Genomic DNA, 18,060 nt, shown 5'->3' with positions numbered 1-18,060 from the left:
TCAACATGTGAGTTACTGCTCGTCCTGCTCGGACTTCTCGTGCGCGATGAGCTCGTTGAGCCACCGCACCTCGCGCTCCGTGCTCTCCAGGCCCTGGCTGTGCAGCTCACGGGTGTAGCGGTCGATCTGCTCACCCGTGCGCGTGAGTCGCTCGCGCAGGCCCTCCCTGCGTTCTTCGACACACCGCCGGCGGCCTTCCAGGATGCGCATCCTGACGTCGGCCGGCGTGCGCGAGAAGAACGCCAGGTGGACCCCGAACGAGTCGTCGTCCCAGGTCTGCGGACCCGCATTGGCGAGGAGGTCGGCGAACCGCTCCTTGCCGTCCGGGGTCAGCTTGTAGACCTTGCGAGCCCGACGTCCCCAAGAAAGAGCCGACTCCTCCGGCCCCTCCTCCACGATCAGGCCCGCCCGCTGGAGTCGCCGCAGTGTTGGGTACAGCGATCCGTAGGAGAACGCGCGAAACGCTCCGAGCAGGTCATGCAAGCGCTTGCGCAGCTCGTAGCCGTGCATGGGCGCCTCGTGCAGCAGGCCGAGCAGCGCGAACTCGAACACGAGTCACCTCCCCGCACCTGCACCGATAGGTGAGGTGATTATATCGGCGCGATACATCGTGTGCTCCTCGGAACTGTGGGATGTGGCACACCGTGATACCGCGTCGCCGGTCGCTGCCCTGAACGGCCCATCATCGAAAAGCGCCCGGCACGTACTCTTGTCTCGTGTTGACCCAACGACAGGTGGTGGACTACTCGCTGCAGCGCCGTGCGCTGCTGGCGGAGGTCCATGCCGGTCGCACGGGCACCATGGAGGTCTGCGACGCGTCCCCGTACCTGCTGCGAGCTGCGAAGTTCCACGGAACGGCGACCGAGGTGCCCTGTCCGGTGTGCCGGAAGGAACCGCTGACCCACGTGTCGTGGGTCTACGGTGACGAGCTCAAGCACGCGGCCGGCTCAGCGCGCACACCTGAAGAACTGGTGAAGATGGCGAACCTGTTCGACGAGTTCTCCGTGTACGTAGTTGAAGTTTGCCGCACGTGCAGTTGGAACCACCTGGTGCAGTCATACGTCCTGGGGAAGCGTGGGCTGGAAAAGCCACGCAGGAGGACTGCGGCCGAATGACCGTCAGGTGACACTGCTCCGAACGAAGTACGACCACCGAACCGTGTGCTGTTGCACGCCGGTCTGGGAGGCCTTTTCACGTGAACGACCAGCATGATGACCGGCAGCGCGGAGGCGAGCCGCAGTGGCCGACCGGGGACGACCCGGACGGCGGCGGCACGAGGCGCGATGTCCCGAATCAGCCGCGACCGGGCACCCCGCCCGGCGGTTTCGCGCGCCCTCCTCAGGGTGGCACGCCGCCCGGTGGTTTCCCACAGCAGCAGCCCCCGCGCCGCCCGATCGGACCAGGCGGTCCGCAGGGTGGGCCGCCGCAGGGCGGTCCCGGCGGACCTGGCGGTCCCGGCCGTCCGATGAACGGTCCCGGCGCGCCCGGCGGCCCGCAGAGCGGTGGCCCCGGTGGTCCCCAGGGCGGTCCCGGCGGCAACCGCCCGCCGACGCCTCCCGGTGGCATGCCGATCGCGCCGCCGCCCGGTGGCCGTCGCCCCGGTGGACCTGGCGGGCCCGGTGGCCCCGGTCCGCAGGGTGGCCCCGGCCGTCCCGGGATGCCTCCGCGCAACCCCGGCGAGGAGCGCACCACGCAGATGCCGCCGGTCAACCGGCCGACGCAGCGCGAGCCCGAGCTCATCACCCACCGCGAGCCTGACGACGAGTTCCTCATGGCCGGCGCGGTGGACGACGATGACGAGTACTACGACGACGAGCCGGAGCTCACCGAAGAGGAGGAGCGTCGGCTGCGCAAGAAGAAGATCTGGAAGCGCGTCCGCATCGGCGCGTTCGTCGCCATCGGCCTGATGATCCTGGGTCCGGTGATCGCCATCGCGGTCGCGTACCCGCTGGTCGACTGGCCGCGCCCGAACGAGATCGCGGACGCCCAGGACAAGACGATCACGCTGCTCTACGCGGACGGCAGCGAGATGGGCAAGATCACCTCGCCGGGCCAGAACCGCACGCTGCTCACCTACGAGGAGCTCCCGGACAACGTCAAGAACGCGGTCATGGCCGCGGAGGACGCGAACTTCTACGACAACCCCGGCTTCGACGCCAAGGCCATCGTGCGCGCCGTCTGGATCCAGGCGACGGGCGGCAGCTCGGGTGGTTCGGGTCTGACCCAGCAGTACATCAAGAAGGCCACGGGCAACGAGGAAGCGACGCTGACTCGCAAGTTCACCGAGCTCGTCAAGGCCTACAAGATGAGCAACGAGTCGGACCACAACACGATCCTCACCGCGTACATGAACACGGTGTACTTCGGTCGTGGCGCGAACGGCATGAAGGCCGCGGCGCAGGTCTACTACAACAAGCCGATGGCGGAGCTGACGCCGTCCGAGGCGGCCTTCATCGCCGGCATGATCCAGATCCCTTCGTGGTCCGAGGACGAGGAGCACGCGAAGGGCCGCTGGGAGTTCGTGATGAAGCAGATGCGCGAGAAGGGCTGGGTCAGCCAGGCCGACTACGACGCGCGCAAGTACCCGACGCCGCTGCCGTTCGAGCAGACGCAGCCCGCGAGCCTCGACGGCCCGCTCGCCCGCGTCAGCCAGCAGGTCCAGAACGAGCTCGACAGCGAGACTGTCGGGATCACGATGGAACGCGCGCAGAAGGTCGGCGTCACGATCACCACGACGATCGACCCGAAGATGCAGCAGGCAGCGCTCGACGCGGTCAACTCCGTGATGGAGGGCCAGGACCCGGAGCTGCGCACGTCGCTCAGCGCGATCGAGCCGCAGTCCGGCGCGGTCAGGGCCTACTACCCCGGCAAGGACGGCCTGAAGGGCATCGACTACGCCAAGGGCACGATCCAGGAGGCCGGCTCGTCGTTCAAGCCGTTCGACCTGGTCGCCGCCCTGAAGATGGGCAAGGGCATCGGTGACACCTACGACGGCACCTCGCCCCGCAAGATCGCCGGCGTCGAGATCCGCAACGCGGGTGCGAGCCAGTGCGGCAAGCAGTGCCCGATCAAGCAGGCCATGAAGGAGTCGCTCAACACCGTGTTCTACGACATGGTGGCGAACGACACGGGCACCGTGGCCGTGGCGGACGCGGCTCACCAGGCCGGCATCCCGAAGGTCGTGCGGGTCGGTGGCCAGGAGAAGCAGACCCTGGTCGGTGAGGGTGGCGGCAAGCCCAACGCCGGTATCTCCATCGGCGCCGACAACGCGCAGGTGCGGCCGTTCGACATGGCAGCGGCCTACGCGACCTTCGCCGCGCGCGGCATGTACCGCGAACCGTTCTTCGTGACGAAGGTTGTCGGCCCGACCGGTGACGTGCTCTACCAGCACGTCGACAAGGCGGTCCCGGCGTTCGACCCGGTCGAGACGAAGAGCCGCGACATCGCCGACAACGTCACCGAGACGTTGAAGGAGATCCCGACCGGTGCCATCGCGTGTGCGGGCGGCCGCCCGTGCGCCGGCAAGACCGGTACGCACGAGCTCCCTGGCAGCCTCGACCAGAACTCGAAGGCCTGGATGGTCGGCTACACGCCGCAGCTGTCCGCCTCCGTGTGGGTCGGCAAGGACCAGGGCAACGTGGCCATCAAGGACAAGAACGGCAGGGCCGTCTTCGGTTCCGGTCTTCCTGGCCTGATGTGGAAGAAGTTCATGGACGCGGCACTCGCGGGCGCGCAGAAGGAAGCGTTCGCGAAGCCGAACCCGATCGGCAACTTCAACCCGCCGAGGAAGTCGGACCCGCCGTCTATCCCGCAGAGCAACAACCAGCCGTCGAGCAACCCCGACAAGCCGTCGCAGACGTCGGAACCCGGCAAGCCGTCGCAGACGAAGCCGTCGAACCCCGGCTGCATCCCCGGCATCACCTGCGAGGACCCGTCGGGCAACCCGCCGGACCCGTCGCAGACGGGGCGGCCGAGGGGTAACCCAGGAGGCTGACCAGTGGAGGGGCCCGGTGCACAGCGCACCGGGCCCCTTCGCTTTGTGCCGTTACCTGGGATGTTGACCACGGCGAAACGGTCTTGGCCGTAACATCCGCCCCGTGCCCAGCAGCCCTGCCGAGCTTCCCGCCGAGTCCTCCGAGAAGGACCTCGCCGAGGACACCGTCTCGCTCACGCCAGAGGAGCGCGTCGCACCGACGTGGACCGAGTCGCTCGCGCGCGGCCTGAGCAGACCGTTCGGCGGTCCGCTGGGCGAGCACGCGCTGGTCGGCAGGAACTACTTCTGGACGGCCGTGCGGGTGATCCTGATGCTCGCCGTGGTCACGTTGCTGCTGGGGTGGGTGCAGAAGTCGCCGTGCGTCCAGCAGTACGTGGACGACAAGGGCGTCGTGCAGCTCGACTGGCGGGGGAGCCGTCAGTTCGTCGCGCTCTGCTACTCCGACACCGTGCCGCTCTACACGGCGGAACGGCTCGACCAGCAGGGGTCCTTCCCGTACATCACGTCGTGGAAGGACGACGAGGGCAAGCCGACCGAGCACGTCCGGTACATGGAGTACCCGGTGGTCACCGGCTTGTTCATGTGGCTCAACGCGCGCGTTGCGCAGGGCCTCGTCGCGTTGGTGCCCGGTCTACCGATGACGGTCATCGTGTTCTTCAACGTCACGGCGTTCTGGCTCGCGGTGGCGTGGCTGGTGACCGTGTTCTCGGTGGCCAGGATCGCGCGGCGCCGGACGTGGGACGCGGCGATAGTCGCTGTGTCGCCGTTGGTCATCGTGCACGCGTTCACGAACTTCGACACGATCGCGACGGCGTTCGCCACGGCCGGTCTGCTGGCGTGGGCACGGAAGAAACCCGTGCTCGCCGGTGTGTTGCTGGGGCTCGGTGGTGCGGCGAAGCTCTATCCGTTGTTCCTGCTGGGACCGTTGCTGTTGTTGTGTTGGCGGTCCAACAGACTCAAGGTCGGTCTCACCACCACTGCCGCTGCCATAGGCGCGTGGGCGTTGGTGAACGCTCCGCTGGCGTTGAACCCGGCGTCGCACACGGGCTGGAGAGAGTTCTTCAGGCTCAACACCGAACGCAACGCGGACCCGGACACGCTCTACAACGTCCTCGTGCAGTGGACGGGCTGGCAGGGCTTCGATCCCGGACTCACCCAGGGACAGCCACCGACGGTGTTGAACACGGTCAGCATGGTGCTGTTCCTGGTCTGCTGCGCCGGAATCGCATACGTGGCCCTGTCGGCGCCGACCCGGCCGCGGCTGGCCCAGCTCGGGTTCCTCGTCGTGGCGGCGTTCCTGCTGACGAACAAGGTGTGGAGCCCGCAGTACTCGCTGTGGCTGGTGCCGCTGGCCGTGCTCGCGTTGCCGCGCTGGAAGCTGTTGCTGGCGTGGATGACCGTGGACGCGCTGGTGTGGGTGCCGCGCATGTACTTCTACCTCGGCACCGACCACAAGGGACTGCCGATCGACTGGTTCCTCGGCGCCGTGCTGCTGCGGGACGCGGCCGTCATCGCGTTGTGCGTGCTGATCCTCAAGGAGATCTACCACCCGGAACGCGACCTGGTGCGGAAGGCGGGCGACGACCCGTTGGCGGGCGTGCTGGCCGACGCGCCGGACCGTCAGCTGGTCAGACCCGCACGAGGCGAGCCATTGCACCGAATGCGGTCCCGTTCGGGTGCAGGTGATCACCGGAGTCGAACTCCGGACGCAGTCTGAGCGGGTCGGCGGGGTCGCGCACGGCCGCGTCGAAGTCGATGGCGCCGGGGAAGGTGGCGCGGATCCACGCGTTCACCTCCTGGCGCTGCTGCTCGCGTTCCTCGGTCCAGTTGACCCAGCCGCGCCACGGCGTGATGGTGCCCACGCGCAGCTCCACGCCCGCGGTGCGACAGCGCGACTGAATGGTCTGGATGCCCGCGATGACGTTCTCGGCGCTGACGCTGCTCTGGATGTCGTTGATGCCGCCGAGCAGCACGACCTTGCGCACTTCCTTGCTGTAGAGGACATCGCGGTGGATGCGGGTGACCATCGGCGCGTTGCCCAGCACCACGCCGTTGCCGTTGATGCCCGCGTTGAGCACCGCGTAGTCAGTCTCGACCAGCGACGGCCAGGTGTTCTCGTACCAGCCTTCGGTGATCGAGTCGCCGAACATCACCACGGCGCCCGGCGCGGTGAAGCCCGCGACCTCGACAGCCGAGACGAGGCAGATCTGCTCCCGTGTCGAGGTGATCGTGCGGTGCGCACGGGCCTGGCACGGTGTTCCGGCCGGTGTGTACGTGTTGATGTCGAGCGTGTCAGTGACCTTGAGCTGCACTGCGTCGCTGTAGACCTCACCGCGCGCACGGATGGTCACGGCTGTGGACCTGTCGAACGTGAGCCGGCGCGACTCGCCGTCCGCCGTCACGACGACCTGCTGCACGCGGACGGGCTTGGTGCCGAGGAGGTTCGACAGCCGCACGCGCACCGACGTGCCGCCCGCCGCGAGGTCGACGGTGGTGCGCACGGTCTGGTCCGGCACCGCGCCTGCCTGCGTCGGCACGGCCTGCCACACGGGCAGCCAGCGGATCACCTCCGACCGCACCGGCACGCCGGAGGCACCGCAGACCAGCAGCAACGCCAGCGCGAAGATCACCCTCACGCCTGCAGTCTGCGTCGGATCAGGCTCTGGTGGCTACAGCCCCGCGGACGAACTTCAGATCTTCGTGGTCGTCCTCGGTGACGTCCTTCGACTTCAGGAACACCACGAACAACGCCACGAGCAACGCGGCCCGCCCCCACACGCCGATCATCACGGCCTGGGCGGAGAAGCTGTCGTAGATCCCCGCCGGCTGACCGAACTCGATCGCCCAGAACCAGCGGAAGATGCCGATGCCCATGGCGAGGTCGACGACGTAGTACGCGAACGCCCACATCAGCCGCACGCGCAGCAGCACGAGGAACGGCACCAGCCACAGCGTGTACTGCGGCGAGTGGACCTTGTGCAGCAGCATGAAGCCGCACAGCATCGCGCCGGACACCGCGATCCACGGGTAGCTGCCCTCACGCCGGAAGCGCACCCAGCCGTAGCCCGCGGCGATCGCGAACGAGACCAGGATCGCGATCGGCGAGATCACGCCGACGACCGACTGCATCGGGTCGTCGCCGATGAACGGCCGCAGGCCCCAGTACCAGATCGAGTTCGTGGTGATGTCGACCCGGCGGAGCTGCTGGAACTCGAACGACGCCGCCCAGCCGTCGTACCCGGCGATCGCGAACGGCAGGTTGACCAGCACGACCGTGACGATCGAGGCGAGGCCGACCTTGACCGCGCCGGCGACGTCGACCTTCTTGCCGTTCGGTATCTCCTGGCCGCGCCAGCCACCGGTGGCGACGAAGAGCATCAGCGGCAGCACGAAGGCAGCCGGGTAGACCTTGAACGCGAACCCGAGGCCGAGCAGGACGGACGCGACCGTCGCTCTCTCGACCAGCGGCCGGTTCCAGCGGTGCACCACGAAGACCGCGGCGACCGAGCAGAGCACGACCGGCAGGTCCCAGTTGTGGAACGCGTACAGGATCAGCGGTGGACCGATCGCCCACAGCAGGGCGCGCCAGCGGGCGAGCTTGCCCAGCAGCCAGCCCGTGAGCAGGCCGAACGGCGCCATCAGCAGCGACGAGAAGAGCAGGTACTGCGCGTCGTTGTGCGCGAAGATCGCGCCCGCCCAGATCAGCAGGCCGGACAGCACCGGGTACTCGACCGTGCCCCCGATGAGGGTGCCCTTGTCGTTGATGCCGCCGTCGACGTACGGGAAGACGTGGCGGTCGATGTCGCGCCCGATCCAGAGGTGCTGGATGTCGGAGTAGCAGACGTCTTCCTTGTTGCGCTCGTCGTAGTCGGGCTGCGTGCGGCCCCACTGGTCGAACGCGGGACCCGTGCAGCGGTCCTTGTTGATGAAGCCCAGCAGCAGCGTGAGCCCGCACAACAACACGAGCACGACGGCGGCGGGCCTGCCGAAGCGGTTCGCGAAACGCCCGCCGTCGCCTCGCTCGGGCGTCACGCTCACCACCTCGTGCACGGTGTTCACCGGCCGGCGCGGTCGCGCAGGAAGGCGATGTCTTCCGCCTGGCCCTCGTCCGGTGTCTCCACCACCACGGGGCACCCGGCGGTGGCGACCACGGCCGCCAGCTGGTCGGCGTCGATGGTGCCAGTCTTGATGTTGTCGTGCCGGTCGCGCGCGGAACCGAACTCGTCGCGCGAGCTGTTGAGGTGCACGAGGTCGATGCGGCCGGTGATGGCTTTCACCCGATCGACGATGCCGACCAGGTCCTCGCCCGCCGCGAACGCGTGGCAGGTGTCGAGGCAGAAGCCGGAGCCGAACTCGCCGACCGCGTCCCAGAGGCGCTTGAGGTTGTCGAACGAGCGCGCCATCGCGTTGTCGCCGCCCGCGGTGTTCTCGATCAGCACCGGGACCGCGAAGCCGCCGTCGGCGACCTGCCGTTCGAAGAACTTGCGCCAGTTCGCGAAGCCCTCCGCAGGGTCCTCGCCCTTGGTCACGTGGCCGCCGTGCACGATCAGGCCCTTGGCGCCGACGGTCGCGGCCGCCTCCGCGTGCTGGATCACGTTCTTCCTGGACGGAATCCGGATCTTGTTGTTCAGCGACGCGATGTTGATCATGTACGGGGCGTGGACGAACACCTCGAGGTCGGAGGCGAGCAGGGCCTCCGTCTGCGGGTGGGGTTTGGGCTTCTTCCAGCCCTGGGGATCCGACAGGAAGAACTGGACGACCTCGGCCCCGCGTTCGGCCGCGGCGCCGACCGGGTCGTCGTCGCGTACATGGGCCCCGATGCGCATACGCAGGAGGGTAGTCGGCGTCCATAACGCGATCGCAGCCGCCGCCGATAGGAGTAACTGGAAAAACTGGGGGTGGCTCGCGTCACCACCAGGACCTACGGTCGTTACTTGAGAGTAGGAAAGGGGTTCGCATGAGGCTGTTGAGCGTCGCCGCCACGGCGCTGCTGGCCCTGGCGTCCGCTTCGGTGGGCGGGGTCGCGCACGCGGCAGATCCCATCGTGGTCGGGAGCTGTGCCACGTCCGTGCAGGGTGCGCCCGGCACGCCCGTCGCTCTCAGCCCGGCCGCCGTGACGCAGCCGATCACCGATCTCATCCGCGCCGTGCCGTTGCTCGGGCCGCCGCTCGCCGAACCGTTCAAGCAGGCGTTCACGCAGGCCAAGCCCATGCCGCTCGGTGCCGTTCAGGTCGGGACGACGACGATCTCCGGCGCCACGATCGCCAACGCGGTGATGGCGGAGGTCAACAAGATCCCGCTGCTCGGGCCGATCCTGGGCCAGCTCGACAAGTCCGTGCGGCAGACCCTGACCTCGGGCTGCCAGATCGTCGTGACCGGCGTGAACCAGGTCGCGGCGCCGATCCAGGACGGGTCGAAGGCGATCGCCGACCAGTCGCAGGCGTTGACGCCGCAGCTGCCCGGCCAGCCGAAACCGCCTGGTCAGCAGCCTCCTCCCGCCGGTCAGCCCGGGACCCAGCCGCAGCAGCCCGGTGTTCCCGGCGTTCCCGGTGTGGGTGCGGGCGCGCCGAGCAACCGCGACTTCTCGCTGTACCCGATCGGTTCGAACTTCGGCCGCGTGCCGCTGTTCAGCTACGGCTCGCTGCCGTTCGCGATGCCCGGCCTGTACTCGCCGTCGCCCGGCGTCCGGTACGGCTCGCAGGTGCCGCGCGCGTCCAACGGCGTCGGCGTCGCGGGCGACTCGATCCAGGCCGCCGGTCGCGCGACGGCGTTGCCACGGCTCTCCGGTCCTGGCGGGGTCGGCGCTCCGGTGCTGGTCGCGGTGCTGATGCTGGCCCTGGTCACGGGCGCGCTGGTGCGGACCTGGGTGCTCCGCCGCACCCCTGCGTAGTCGCCGGACGCGCTCTGTTAACCTTTGTCAGTTGCTGACGCGACGACCCTCCTGCCACGGAAAGCCCGTGGCCGCGAGTCCACAGGAGGTGAGTGGTCCTCATGCGTCATTACGAAGTGATGGTCATCCTCGACCCCAGCCTTGACGAGCGCACGATCGCGCCGTCTCTCGACACGTTCCTCAACGTCATCCGCACCACGGGCGGAAACGTTGAGAAGGTCGAGGTGTGGGGCAAGCGCCGGTTGAGCTTCGAGATCAACAAGAACAGCGAGGGCATCTACGCGGTGCTCGACCTGACCTCGACGCCTGACGCGGTGAAGGAACTGGACCGCCAGCTCGGTCTGCAGGAGACGGTGCTCCGGACGAAGGTCCTGCGCCGCGAGCCCGCCAAGTCGGCCGCCAAGGCCTGACGAACCTGAACTAGGGGAGCTCCCAAGACATGGCTGGTGAGACGACGATCACGGTGGTCGGGAACCTGACTGCCGACCCCGAACTCCGCTTCACCCAGAGCGGTGCCGCGGTGGCCTCCTTCACGGTGGCCTCCACGCCCCGCACCTTCGACCGCCAGTCCGGCGAGTGGAAGGACGGCGAAGCGCTGTTCCTGCGGTGCAACGTGTGGCGGCAGGTCGCCGAGAACGTGGCCGAGTCGCTCACCCGCGGTTCGCGAGTGCTCGTCTCCGGACGGCTGCGCCAGCGTTCCTTCGAGACGAAGGAAGGCGAGAAGCGCACCGTCGTGGAGCTCGAGGTCGACGAGATCGGCCCCTCGCTGCGCTACGCGACCGCGAAGGTCAACAAGGTCAGCCGTGGAGACGGCGGCGGTGGCGGCGGCTTCGGCGGCGGCGGCGGTCAGCAGTCTCGCGGCGGTGGCGGCGGCGCGCCGGCAGACGACCCGTGGGGTTCCGCCCCGCCGGCCGGCTCCGGTGGCTTTGCCGACGAGCCCCCCTTCTAGACCGAACCGCACCGGTCATCCAGTACTTCATTCACTGCGTATCCAGGAGTTAGAGACACATGGCCAAGCCGCCTGTGCGCAAGCCCAAGAAGAAGGTCTGCGCCTTCTGCAAGGACAAGAGCGCGTCCCTGATCGACTACAAGGACACGACGCTGCTCCGCAAGTTCATCTCGGACCGCGGCAAGATCCGTGCCCGCCGCGTCACGGGCAACTGCTCGCAGCACCAGCGCGACGTCGCTGTTGCCGTGAAGAACGCCCGTGAGATGGCCCTGCTGCCCTACACCTCGACCGCCCGCTAAGAGAAGGGAACATTCGCGATGAAGCTCATCCTCACCGCTGACGTTTCCGGCCTTGGCGCTCCCGGCGACATCGTCGAGGTCAAGGACGGCTACGGCCGCAACTACCTGCTCCCGCGTGGTCTCGCGATCGTCGCGACCCGTGGCGCGCAGAAGCAGATCCAGGTCATCACCCGCGCGCAGGACACCCGCCGCGTGCGCGACCTGGACCACGCCAAGGAGATCAAGACCGCGCTCGAGGGTCTGGGTGGCGTCACCCTGACCGCGAAGGCGGCCTCGGGCTCCAAGAAGCTGTTCGGCTCGGTCACCAACGCGGACGTGGCGGCTGCCGTCAAGTCCGCCGGTGGTCCGGTGCTGGACAAGCGCGCCATCGAGCTGCCGGGTCACATCAAGACGACCGGCAAGCACTCGGTGACGGTTCGCCTCCACCCCGAGGTCACCGTCGCCCTGCCCCTGGTCGTGACCGCGGGCGAGTAAGTGCTCCTTGGGTCATGATCACCACCCTTTGGTGGGGATCACCCATGGTTGGGTTTGCTGAAGCGCCGCCTACCCGGAATGCTCCGGGTGGGTGGCGCTTCGCTCGTTCGGACCAGTGCGTGTCTGTCCACGTCCTGTGGATAAACCGAGGGTTTACCGGGGCCGCGACACGCCGACGATGGTGTTTTTCGCGACACGCCGACGGTGTGGCGCACAACTTCTTCCACAACTTGTACACAGCCTTTGAGCTGGGGTTATTTCTGTCACTCCACCGGTTGTCAACAGGTTGTCCCCAGCGCTCCGAGCCCTGTGAGCAACCATCCACAGGTTGTCCCCCAGTTGTCCACAGGGCGATCCACACGCTGGTTTGCTTGCTCCGGACGGGTCCCTCTAGCGTCGCCACCAGGGCGACCCCATCGCACAGCGTGGCCGCCCGAAATTGTCGGTGCCGCGCGGTACAACTAGGGGACTCAGGCACCGGCTCTCGACTCTTCGCAGGGGTGATTCAGCAGTGGCGCTCGTGGACGACCGGGGCATGGCGGAACCCGCTTTCGAGCGCCAGCCGCCGCAGGACCTGGCCGCGGAGCAGTCCGTCCTGGGCGGCATGTTGCTGTCGAAGGACGCCATCGCGGACGTCATCGAGGCCCTCGCCCCCAACGACTTCTACCGCCCGGCCCACCAGGCGATCTACGACTGCATCCTCGACCTCTACGGCCGGGGCGAGCCGGCGGACCCGATCACCATCTCCGCCGAGCTCGAACGCCGCGGCGAACTGCTGCGCGTCGGCGGCGCCCCGTACCTGCACACGCTGATCGCCACCGTCCCGACGGCCGCGAACGCCGGCTACTACGCCGAGATCGTCGCCGAGAAGGCGGTGCTGCGCCGCCTGGTCGAAGCCGGCACCCGAATCGTGCAGCTCGGCTACAACGGAGCAGAGGGCGCGGACGTCGACGAGGTGGTGGACCGCGCGCAGGCCGCGATCTACGAGGTCACCGACCGCCGCACGACCGAGGACTACGTGGCCCTCGAAGACCTGCTCCAGCCGACGATGGACGAGATCGACGCCATCGCGTCCCGAGGCGGCATCTCCCAGGGCATCCCGACGGGCTTCGCTGACCTCGACGCCCTGACCAACGGCCTGCACGGCGGCCAGATGATCATCGTCGCCGCCCGCCCCGGCGTCGGCAAGGCGCTGGCCCTGGACACCCCGCTCCCCACCCCGTCCGGCTGGACGACGATGGGTTCCGTCACGGTCGGCTCGTACCTGATGGGCGCGGACGGCCGCCCGACCCGCGTCGTGGCCGCGACCGAGGTGATGACGGGCCGCCCGTGCTTCGAGGTGGAGTTCTCCGACGGCACCGTGATCGTCGCCGACGCCGAACACCAGTGGCTGACCGAGTCGTGCAGCGAGACGGGCGGCTTCTGGGCGATCCGCACCACCGCACAACTCTTCGACCGAGCGGGCCTCTGCCGCCAGTACGTGCGCCTGTCGTCAGCCTGGGAACTCCCGCCGACGTCGCTGCCGCTCTCCCCGCGCGCGCTGGGCCTGTTCCTCTCGGGCCTGGGCGACCTGGAACTGACCGACGAAGAACTGCGCGTGGCCAAGGACCTCGACCTGGCCGACGACCCGCACATCCCGGCCACGTACCTGCGCGCCTCGCACAAGCAGCGGGCCGAACTCCTGGCCGCCCTCCAGATCGACGGCCGCTTCGCCCGCCTCCGCCGAGACGTGGACGAACTGGCAGCCAGCCTCGGCAAGCACGACCAGGTGGAGATCCTCGCCGTCCGCCCGATCGCCTCGGTCCCTGTCCGCTGCGTGGAGGTCGACAACCACGACCACCTCTACCTGGCCGGCAAGACCATGATCCCCACCCACAACTCGACCCTGGGCCTCGACTTCGCCAGGTCGTGCTCCGTCAAGCACGGCATGACCAGCGCGATCTTCAGCCTGGAAATGAGCCGCACCGAAATCGTCATGCGCATGCTCTCCGCCGAGGCCCGCATCCGCCTCAGCGACATGCGAGGCGGCACCATGAGCGACGACGACTGGACCCGCCTGGCCCGCAGGATGAGCGAGATCAGCGAGGCCCCCCTCTTCGTGGACGACAGCCCCAACCTCACGATGATGGAAATCCGAGCCAAGGCCCGCCGCCTCAAGCAACGCCACGACCTCAAGCTCGTAGTGGTCGACTACCTCCAGCTGATGTCGTCGGGCAAGAAGACCGAGTCGCGCCAGCAGGAAGTCTCGGAGTTCTCCCGAAACCTGAAGCTGATCGCCAAGGAGCTCCACGTCCCGGTCATCGCGATCTCGCAGCTGAACCGAGGCCCCGAACAGCGAACCGACAAGCGCCCGATGCTGTCCGACCTCCGCGAGTCCGGCTCCCTCGAGCAGGACGCCGACATGGTCATCCTGGTGAACCGCCCGGACGCCTGGGAGCGCGACGACCCGCGGGCGGGCGAGGCCGACCTGATCATCGCCAAGCACCGCGCCGGGCCCACGGCCACGATCACGGTGGCGCACCAGCTGCACTACTCGCGCTTCACGGACCTGGCCCAAACCTGATCTGTCCACCACTTGCTGGGCGTACTCGCTGGTCAGCGGCTCGGTCCGGTGCAGCCAGCGGTTGAGGATCGGGCCCCAGATCAGGTCCACCGCCACTCCAGGTCCAGGTCCGCGTCATCGACGATCTCGCGGGCCGCTTGGGAGGAGACGAGTCGGGCCGCGGAGAAGGCCACCGCGAACCCCAACGCGTGACTCACCCGTCGTGGTGGTGGTGCTGGTCAAGCGGTACAGGGCTCGGCTAGAACCGGAGGGTGCTGCACGACCCGCTCACGGGGCTGCCCGGACACGCGTTGCTGCTCGACCGACTGGAGCAGGCGCTCATCAGGGCGCGCACGCGGGGCACGCTCGTCACGTTGGTTCTCGTTCAGGAACCCGAGGACGTGATCGAAGCGGCCAGGCACCTGAGGCGTGGGCTTCGGCCCGACTTCACGGTGGCGCGGTTCAGCGACTCGACGCTGGCGGTGCTGGCCGAGCACGACTTCGGGGACGGCGCGCCGATCGCCGAGTTGGTCAGGCAGTTCGCCGGCGGCACACCGACGGTTCACTGGGTGACCAGTGACGGGGACGCCGGGCCGGACGACGTCATCGCGACAGCGCGGAAGCCCCCGGAACGGCACTGAGCCCCAGCGACACCGTCGTGTCGCTGGGGCTCAGTTTCTTACCGGAGGAGGGTGTTGCGGTCTAGCGGTACTTCGAGGGTGTTACAGCACGCCGGACACGGTCTGGAAGACCTTGGCCGTGTCGAGCGCCGACAGCGCCGGGGCGTTGAACGGCAGCTGCGGCAGCGCGCGCTCGTCGGCCTGCGGGGCCAGGCCCTGGGTCGGGTTCAGGTTCAGACCCGAGAGGGAGGCCGGGCCGTCGACCGGGAGGCTCGGCAGCGAGCGCTCGGTCGGCAGGGCGGGCAGCTGGACCGGCACCGGCAGGGCCGGGGCGGTCACGGGCAGGGACGGCAGCGAACGCTCGGTGGCGCCGGCCGGCACGAGGCCCTTGGCGGCGTCGAGGACGGTGCCGAGCGGCAGGCCCTGGACGTTCGGGGACAGGCTCGCGAGGCCACCGTTCACGGGCAGCGCGGTGCGCTCCTGCGCCACACCGGGCAGCGCCGGGGTGGGCAGCTGGCCGGCCAGCGACGCGAGGTCAGCCGGGTTCGGGAACTGGTTGACCGGCAGCTTGCTGTCGAGGCCGTGGAAGGTCGGAACCTGGTTGGCCTTCAGCAGGCTGTCGACGCCCTTGGGGAGCTCGAGGCCCTTGAGCTGCGCGGCGCGCAGGGTGCCGTCGGTGTCCTCGCCGGTGAGCTGCGTGTCGTCGCTCGTGCCCAGCGTGGTCGCCTGGCCGACGACCTCGACGGGGATGCGCGCGACCTTGGCCGCCGCCTCGACCGGAACGGTCATCTCGCGGGCGGTCAGCGGGCCGGAGCCCTCGGTCAGCATCTCGCCGCCGGCGGAGGTGTACGACGACTTGTCGGTGACGGTCGTCGCGTTGCCCGCAGCCGCGACCGCGTCCGCGTACACGCCGGCGAAGGCGTTGGCGGGGACGTGGATCAGGTTGCCGGAGACCGAGGCGTCCTCGGCCGTGGCGTAGCTGTCGGCACCCGAGATGACGTTGGTGTCGGACACCACGTCGGAGTTGGTGATGCCCGCGGCGGCGACCGAGTTGCCCGGGACGGCCGGGAGAACGGCCGGCTGCGCACCGATCAGGTTGCCGGAGACGGCACCGCCGTCGCCCTTGCTGTTGACGTCGCCACCGGCGACGGACGACAGGGCGTTGGTGGAGAACGCGTCGACGTTGCTGCCGCCGCCGACCGACCAGCCGAGCACCTGCGTGCCGGTGGCGACCGGAGCCGACACGACGTTGCCCGCGATGGAGCCCTTCTCACCGGTGGTGAGCGCGTCGCCGCCGGCCTTCATGTCGGTGGCGTTGTCGCCCGTGGTCTTGTTGTTGCCGACCAGGGTGGCGCCGTCGGCGAAGACCTGGGCCGGCGTCGAGGTCGGGACCTGGACGATGTTGCCGGAGACCGAGGACTTCTTGCCGTAGGCCTTCGGGTCCTTGCCCGCGATGACCGTGGTGTCGTTCGCCGTGTCGGACACGGTGTTGCCCACCAGGCCGGCGGTGACGGCGAAGACCTGCGGCGCGACGGCCGTGGGGGCGGTCACGATGTTGCTGGAGACCGTGCCGTGGTCGTCCTGCGTGTTCGGCTGACCGCTGGAACGCACCAGCTTGGTCTCGTCGGCCGAGCCGGCCGCCTGGCCACCGAGGGTCGCGGCGAGGCCGTAGACCTCGGCCGGAGCGGCGACGGGGGTCTGCGCGATGTTGCCGGAGATGACCGAGTCGTTGCCGGTCGTGCCCTGGTAACCGTTGGTGGTCGACTTGACGTCGTTCTCGCAGGTGCCCACGGCCTGACCCGCGAGGGTGGCACCGTTGCCGCACACGTCCACGGCCGTGGCCGGGGGAACGTCGGCGATGTTGCCGGACAGGACCGACTTGTCGGCCTGCGTGTAGGTCTCGCCGCCCGCGTTCGAGGTCGCCTCGTTCGCGTGGTCGGTGAGGGCGTTGCCCACGAGGGACGCGCCGTTGCCACCCGCGGCGGTGGGGAGCGAGATCGGCGCGCCGGCCACGTTGCCCGACGCGGTCGAGCCGGTGCCGGTCGTGTGCTTGGTGCCACCGGCGTTCGACCAGTTGGACGTGTCGCTGACGGCGCCGGCGTTGCCACCGACGGCCGCGGCGTTGTCGTCGACCGTGACCGGGCCGGCGAGGGCGGGCTCGACGATGTTGCCGGCCAGCGTGGCCGGGTCGCCGTTGGTGTCGACGTCGCCACCGGCGATCGCGGTGCCGGTCTGCACCGAGTCGGTGCCGGAGTTGCCCGCACCCGCGGCGGAGTTGCCGTTGACCTCGGCCAGCGGGGCCAGCGGGATCGGCACGGCGTTGCCGGAGATGGAGCTGCTCTTGCCGCTCGTCAGGACGTCGCCCTCGGAGGACGCGAACGTGTCGGCGGTCGAGTTGGCCTGCGCGATGCCGGCCGCGCCCACACCGTTGCCGGTGATCTGGACGGGGGTCGCGCCCTGCTCGGCGACGACGTTGCCGGAGATGGCGCCGCGGTCACCGTTGGTGGTGATGTCGCCGCCGGTCGTCGAGACCTGCTCGGCGGCCGTGTTGGTGGTGGCGTTGCCACCCGCCGCGATGGCGTTGCCGGTGATCTGGACCGGCAGGATGTGGTTGACGGCGACGACGTTGCCGGCCAGGGCCTGGCCCGCGCCGTCCGTGACGATCGTGCCGTCGCGGTGCGTGGTCTGCGAGCAGTCGGCGGTCGCGTCGGTGTTCGCGAGGACCGCGATCGCGTTGCCGCAGATGTTGATCGGCACATCGACGTGCGCCTGGATCGTGTTGCCGCGGACGAGGTTCTGCAAGGGCGTGCCCTGCAGGCGCTCGCCGGCCTGGCGGACCAGCGGGTTCGCGACGGGCGCAGCCGTGCGGGTGGGCACCGCGCTGGTGACGCGGTCCGTGCTGATCGTGCGGTCCACCTTGGGGACCGTGATCTCCTTGACCGGAGTGGCCAGCTTGTTCTGGTCCGCCTTGAGCGGAACCGAAGCGGCGACGTCGACGGCCGGCGGGGCGGCGTCCGGGTCGACGTTCTCCTGGGCAGAAGCGATGCCCGTACCGAGCATCAGCAAACCACCAGTGACAAACGCGGTCTGAAGTCCGCGCTTTGCCCAGGTCTGCATTAGATCTCCTTATTTCCAGATTTCCCGTTCAGCGGAACGGGGGTTCATGGGAGGTGGGGCCGAGAACGCGCAGGGGAAGGCGCGTCTTTCACCGGGGGAGTCGCACGCGGTGATCGACCTGAAGGAGCGCAAGAAAAAAGCGCGTCGGTCGAATTCCGGACAGCCGTGGGGAGGA

Annotated in this window: 15 protein-coding genes; 10 read left to right on the top strand and 5 right to left on the bottom strand. The window is 68.9% G+C overall.

Annotated elements, in window-relative coordinates; genetic code table 11:
• Positions 1-12 precede the first annotated feature (12 nt).
• Complete coding sequence (locus tag ACQEU1_RS27125) at positions 13-552, bottom strand: PadR family transcriptional regulator (RefSeq protein ID WP_285636748.1); 540 nt, start codon at positions 550-552, stop codon at positions 13-15.
• A gap of 164 nt (positions 553-716) precedes the next feature.
• Between ACQEU1_RS27125 and ACQEU1_RS27120 the strand changes: the two genes are divergently transcribed.
• The 3 genes from ACQEU1_RS27120 (at position 717) to ACQEU1_RS27110 (ending at position 5,711) form a co-directional block, all read left to right on the top strand.
• Complete coding sequence (locus ACQEU1_RS27120; protein ID WP_433207358.1) at positions 717-1,115, top strand: DUF5318 domain-containing protein; 399 nt, start codon at positions 717-719, stop codon at positions 1,113-1,115.
• Positions 1,116-1,465: 350 nt separating this feature from the next.
• The gene (locus ACQEU1_RS27115) at positions 1,466-3,994 is read left to right on the top strand and encodes a transglycosylase domain-containing protein (protein ID WP_433207355.1); all 2,529 of its coding nucleotides are present in this window, start codon (positions 1,466-1,468) and stop codon (positions 3,992-3,994) included.
• A 103-nt stretch (positions 3,995-4,097) separates the two neighbouring features.
• A complete protein-coding gene (locus ACQEU1_RS27110; protein ID WP_433207352.1) occupies positions 4,098-5,711 on the top strand; it encodes a glycosyltransferase family 87 protein in 1,614 nt (537 codons plus the stop codon).
• Here the strand turns inward: ACQEU1_RS27110 and ACQEU1_RS27105 are convergent.
• The 3 genes from ACQEU1_RS27105 to ACQEU1_RS27095 are packed head-to-tail and all read right to left on the bottom strand — an operon-like array spanning position 5,623 to position 8,820.
• Positions 5,623-6,630, bottom strand: a complete 1,008-nt coding sequence (locus ACQEU1_RS27105; protein ID WP_433207349.1) for a GDSL-type esterase/lipase family protein — start codon at positions 6,628-6,630, stop codon at positions 5,623-5,625. The two genes, ACQEU1_RS27110 and ACQEU1_RS27105, sit on opposite strands and share 89 nt — an antisense overlap.
• A 19-nt stretch (positions 6,631-6,649) precedes the next feature.
• Positions 6,650-8,026: a glycosyltransferase family 87 protein gene (locus tag ACQEU1_RS27100; RefSeq protein WP_433207346.1), complete on the bottom strand. Its 1,377-nt coding sequence runs from the start codon at positions 8,024-8,026 to the stop codon at positions 6,650-6,652.
• A 23-nt stretch (positions 8,027-8,049) separates the two neighbouring features.
• Complete coding sequence (locus ACQEU1_RS27095) at positions 8,050-8,820, bottom strand: deoxyribonuclease IV (RefSeq protein WP_433207343.1); 771 nt, start codon at positions 8,818-8,820, stop codon at positions 8,050-8,052.
• A 131-nt stretch (positions 8,821-8,951) separates the two neighbouring features.
• Here ACQEU1_RS27095 and ACQEU1_RS27090 point away from each other — a divergent pair, with 131 nt between their 5' ends.
• The 7 genes from ACQEU1_RS27090 to ACQEU1_RS27060 all read left to right on the top strand — a co-directional run bounded on the left by ACQEU1_RS27090 (position 8,952) and on the right by ACQEU1_RS27060 (position 14,789).
• Positions 8,952-9,884 carry a hypothetical protein gene (locus ACQEU1_RS27090; RefSeq protein WP_433207340.1) on the top strand — a complete coding sequence of 311 codons (933 nt, stop codon included), beginning with the start codon at positions 8,952-8,954 and terminating at the stop codon, positions 9,882-9,884.
• A 101-nt stretch (positions 9,885-9,985) separates the two neighbouring features.
• Positions 9,986-10,294 carry a 30S ribosomal protein S6 gene (rpsF, locus tag ACQEU1_RS27085; RefSeq protein WP_433207337.1) on the top strand — a complete coding sequence of 103 codons (309 nt, stop codon included), beginning with the start codon at positions 9,986-9,988 and terminating at the stop codon, positions 10,292-10,294.
• A gap of 29 nt (positions 10,295-10,323) precedes the next feature.
• Positions 10,324-10,833 (top strand): single-stranded DNA-binding protein, encoded by a 510-nt coding sequence (locus ACQEU1_RS27080; RefSeq protein WP_089918350.1) that lies wholly within the window; start codon positions 10,324-10,326, stop codon positions 10,831-10,833.
• A 59-nt stretch (positions 10,834-10,892) separates the two neighbouring features.
• Positions 10,893-11,132: a 30S ribosomal protein S18 gene (rpsR, locus tag ACQEU1_RS27075; RefSeq protein WP_030480165.1), complete on the top strand. Its 240-nt coding sequence runs from the start codon at positions 10,893-10,895 to the stop codon at positions 11,130-11,132.
• 18 nt (positions 11,133-11,150) lie between these two features.
• The gene (rplI, locus tag ACQEU1_RS27070) at positions 11,151-11,606 is read left to right on the top strand and encodes a 50S ribosomal protein L9 (protein WP_433207333.1); all 456 of its coding nucleotides are present in this window, start codon (positions 11,151-11,153) and stop codon (positions 11,604-11,606) included.
• Between the two features lie 535 nt (positions 11,607-12,141).
• On the top strand, positions 12,142-14,169 hold the full coding sequence (gene dnaB / locus ACQEU1_RS27065) for a replicative DNA helicase (protein WP_433211799.1): 2,028 nt from the start codon (positions 12,142-12,144) through the stop codon (positions 14,167-14,169).
• Between the two features lie 251 nt (positions 14,170-14,420).
• Positions 14,421-14,789, top strand: coding sequence for a hypothetical protein (locus ACQEU1_RS27060; RefSeq protein WP_433207330.1), 369 nt, complete (start codon positions 14,421-14,423; stop codon positions 14,787-14,789).
• 81 nt (positions 14,790-14,870) lie between these two features.
• Here the strand turns inward: ACQEU1_RS27060 and ACQEU1_RS27055 are convergent, their stop codons facing one another.
• Positions 14,871-17,885 carry a beta strand repeat-containing protein gene (locus ACQEU1_RS27055; RefSeq protein ID WP_433207327.1) on the bottom strand — a complete coding sequence of 1,005 codons (3,015 nt, stop codon included), beginning with the start codon at positions 17,883-17,885 and terminating at the stop codon, positions 14,871-14,873.
• Positions 17,886-18,060: the final 175 nt, after the last annotated feature.

Source organism: Lentzea sp. CA-135723, assembly GCF_050936595.1.
GTDB lineage: Bacteria > Actinomycetota > Actinomycetes > Mycobacteriales > Pseudonocardiaceae > Lentzea.
This window is presented reverse-complemented; position numbering and strand designations above follow the sequence as displayed.

Bases quoted from the DNA above. Each gene is read 5' to 3' on its own strand.
- ACQEU1_RS27115 (WP_433207355.1), top strand. From the start codon at position 1,466: ATGAACGGTCCCGGCGCGCCCGGCGGCCCGCAGAGCGGTGGCCCCGGT.
- ACQEU1_RS27095 (WP_433207343.1), bottom strand. From the start codon at position 8,820: ATGCGCATCGGGGCCCATGTACGCGACGACGACCCGGTCGGCGCCGCG.
- ACQEU1_RS27090 (WP_433207340.1), top strand. From the start codon at position 8,952: ATGAGGCTGTTGAGCGTCGCCGCCACGGCGCTGCTGGCCCTGGCGTCC.
- rpsF (WP_433207337.1), top strand. From the start codon at position 9,986: ATGCGTCATTACGAAGTGATGGTCATCCTCGACCCCAGCCTTGACGAG.
- ACQEU1_RS27080 (WP_089918350.1), top strand. From the start codon at position 10,324: ATGGCTGGTGAGACGACGATCACGGTGGTCGGGAACCTGACTGCCGAC.
- rpsR (WP_030480165.1), top strand. From the start codon at position 10,893: ATGGCCAAGCCGCCTGTGCGCAAGCCCAAGAAGAAGGTCTGCGCCTTC.
- rplI (WP_433207333.1), top strand. From the start codon at position 11,151: ATGAAGCTCATCCTCACCGCTGACGTTTCCGGCCTTGGCGCTCCCGGC.
- dnaB (WP_433211799.1), top strand. From the start codon at position 12,142: ATGGCGGAACCCGCTTTCGAGCGCCAGCCGCCGCAGGACCTGGCCGCG.
- ACQEU1_RS27055 (WP_433207327.1), bottom strand. From the start codon at position 17,885: ATGCAGACCTGGGCAAAGCGCGGACTTCAGACCGCGTTTGTCACTGGT.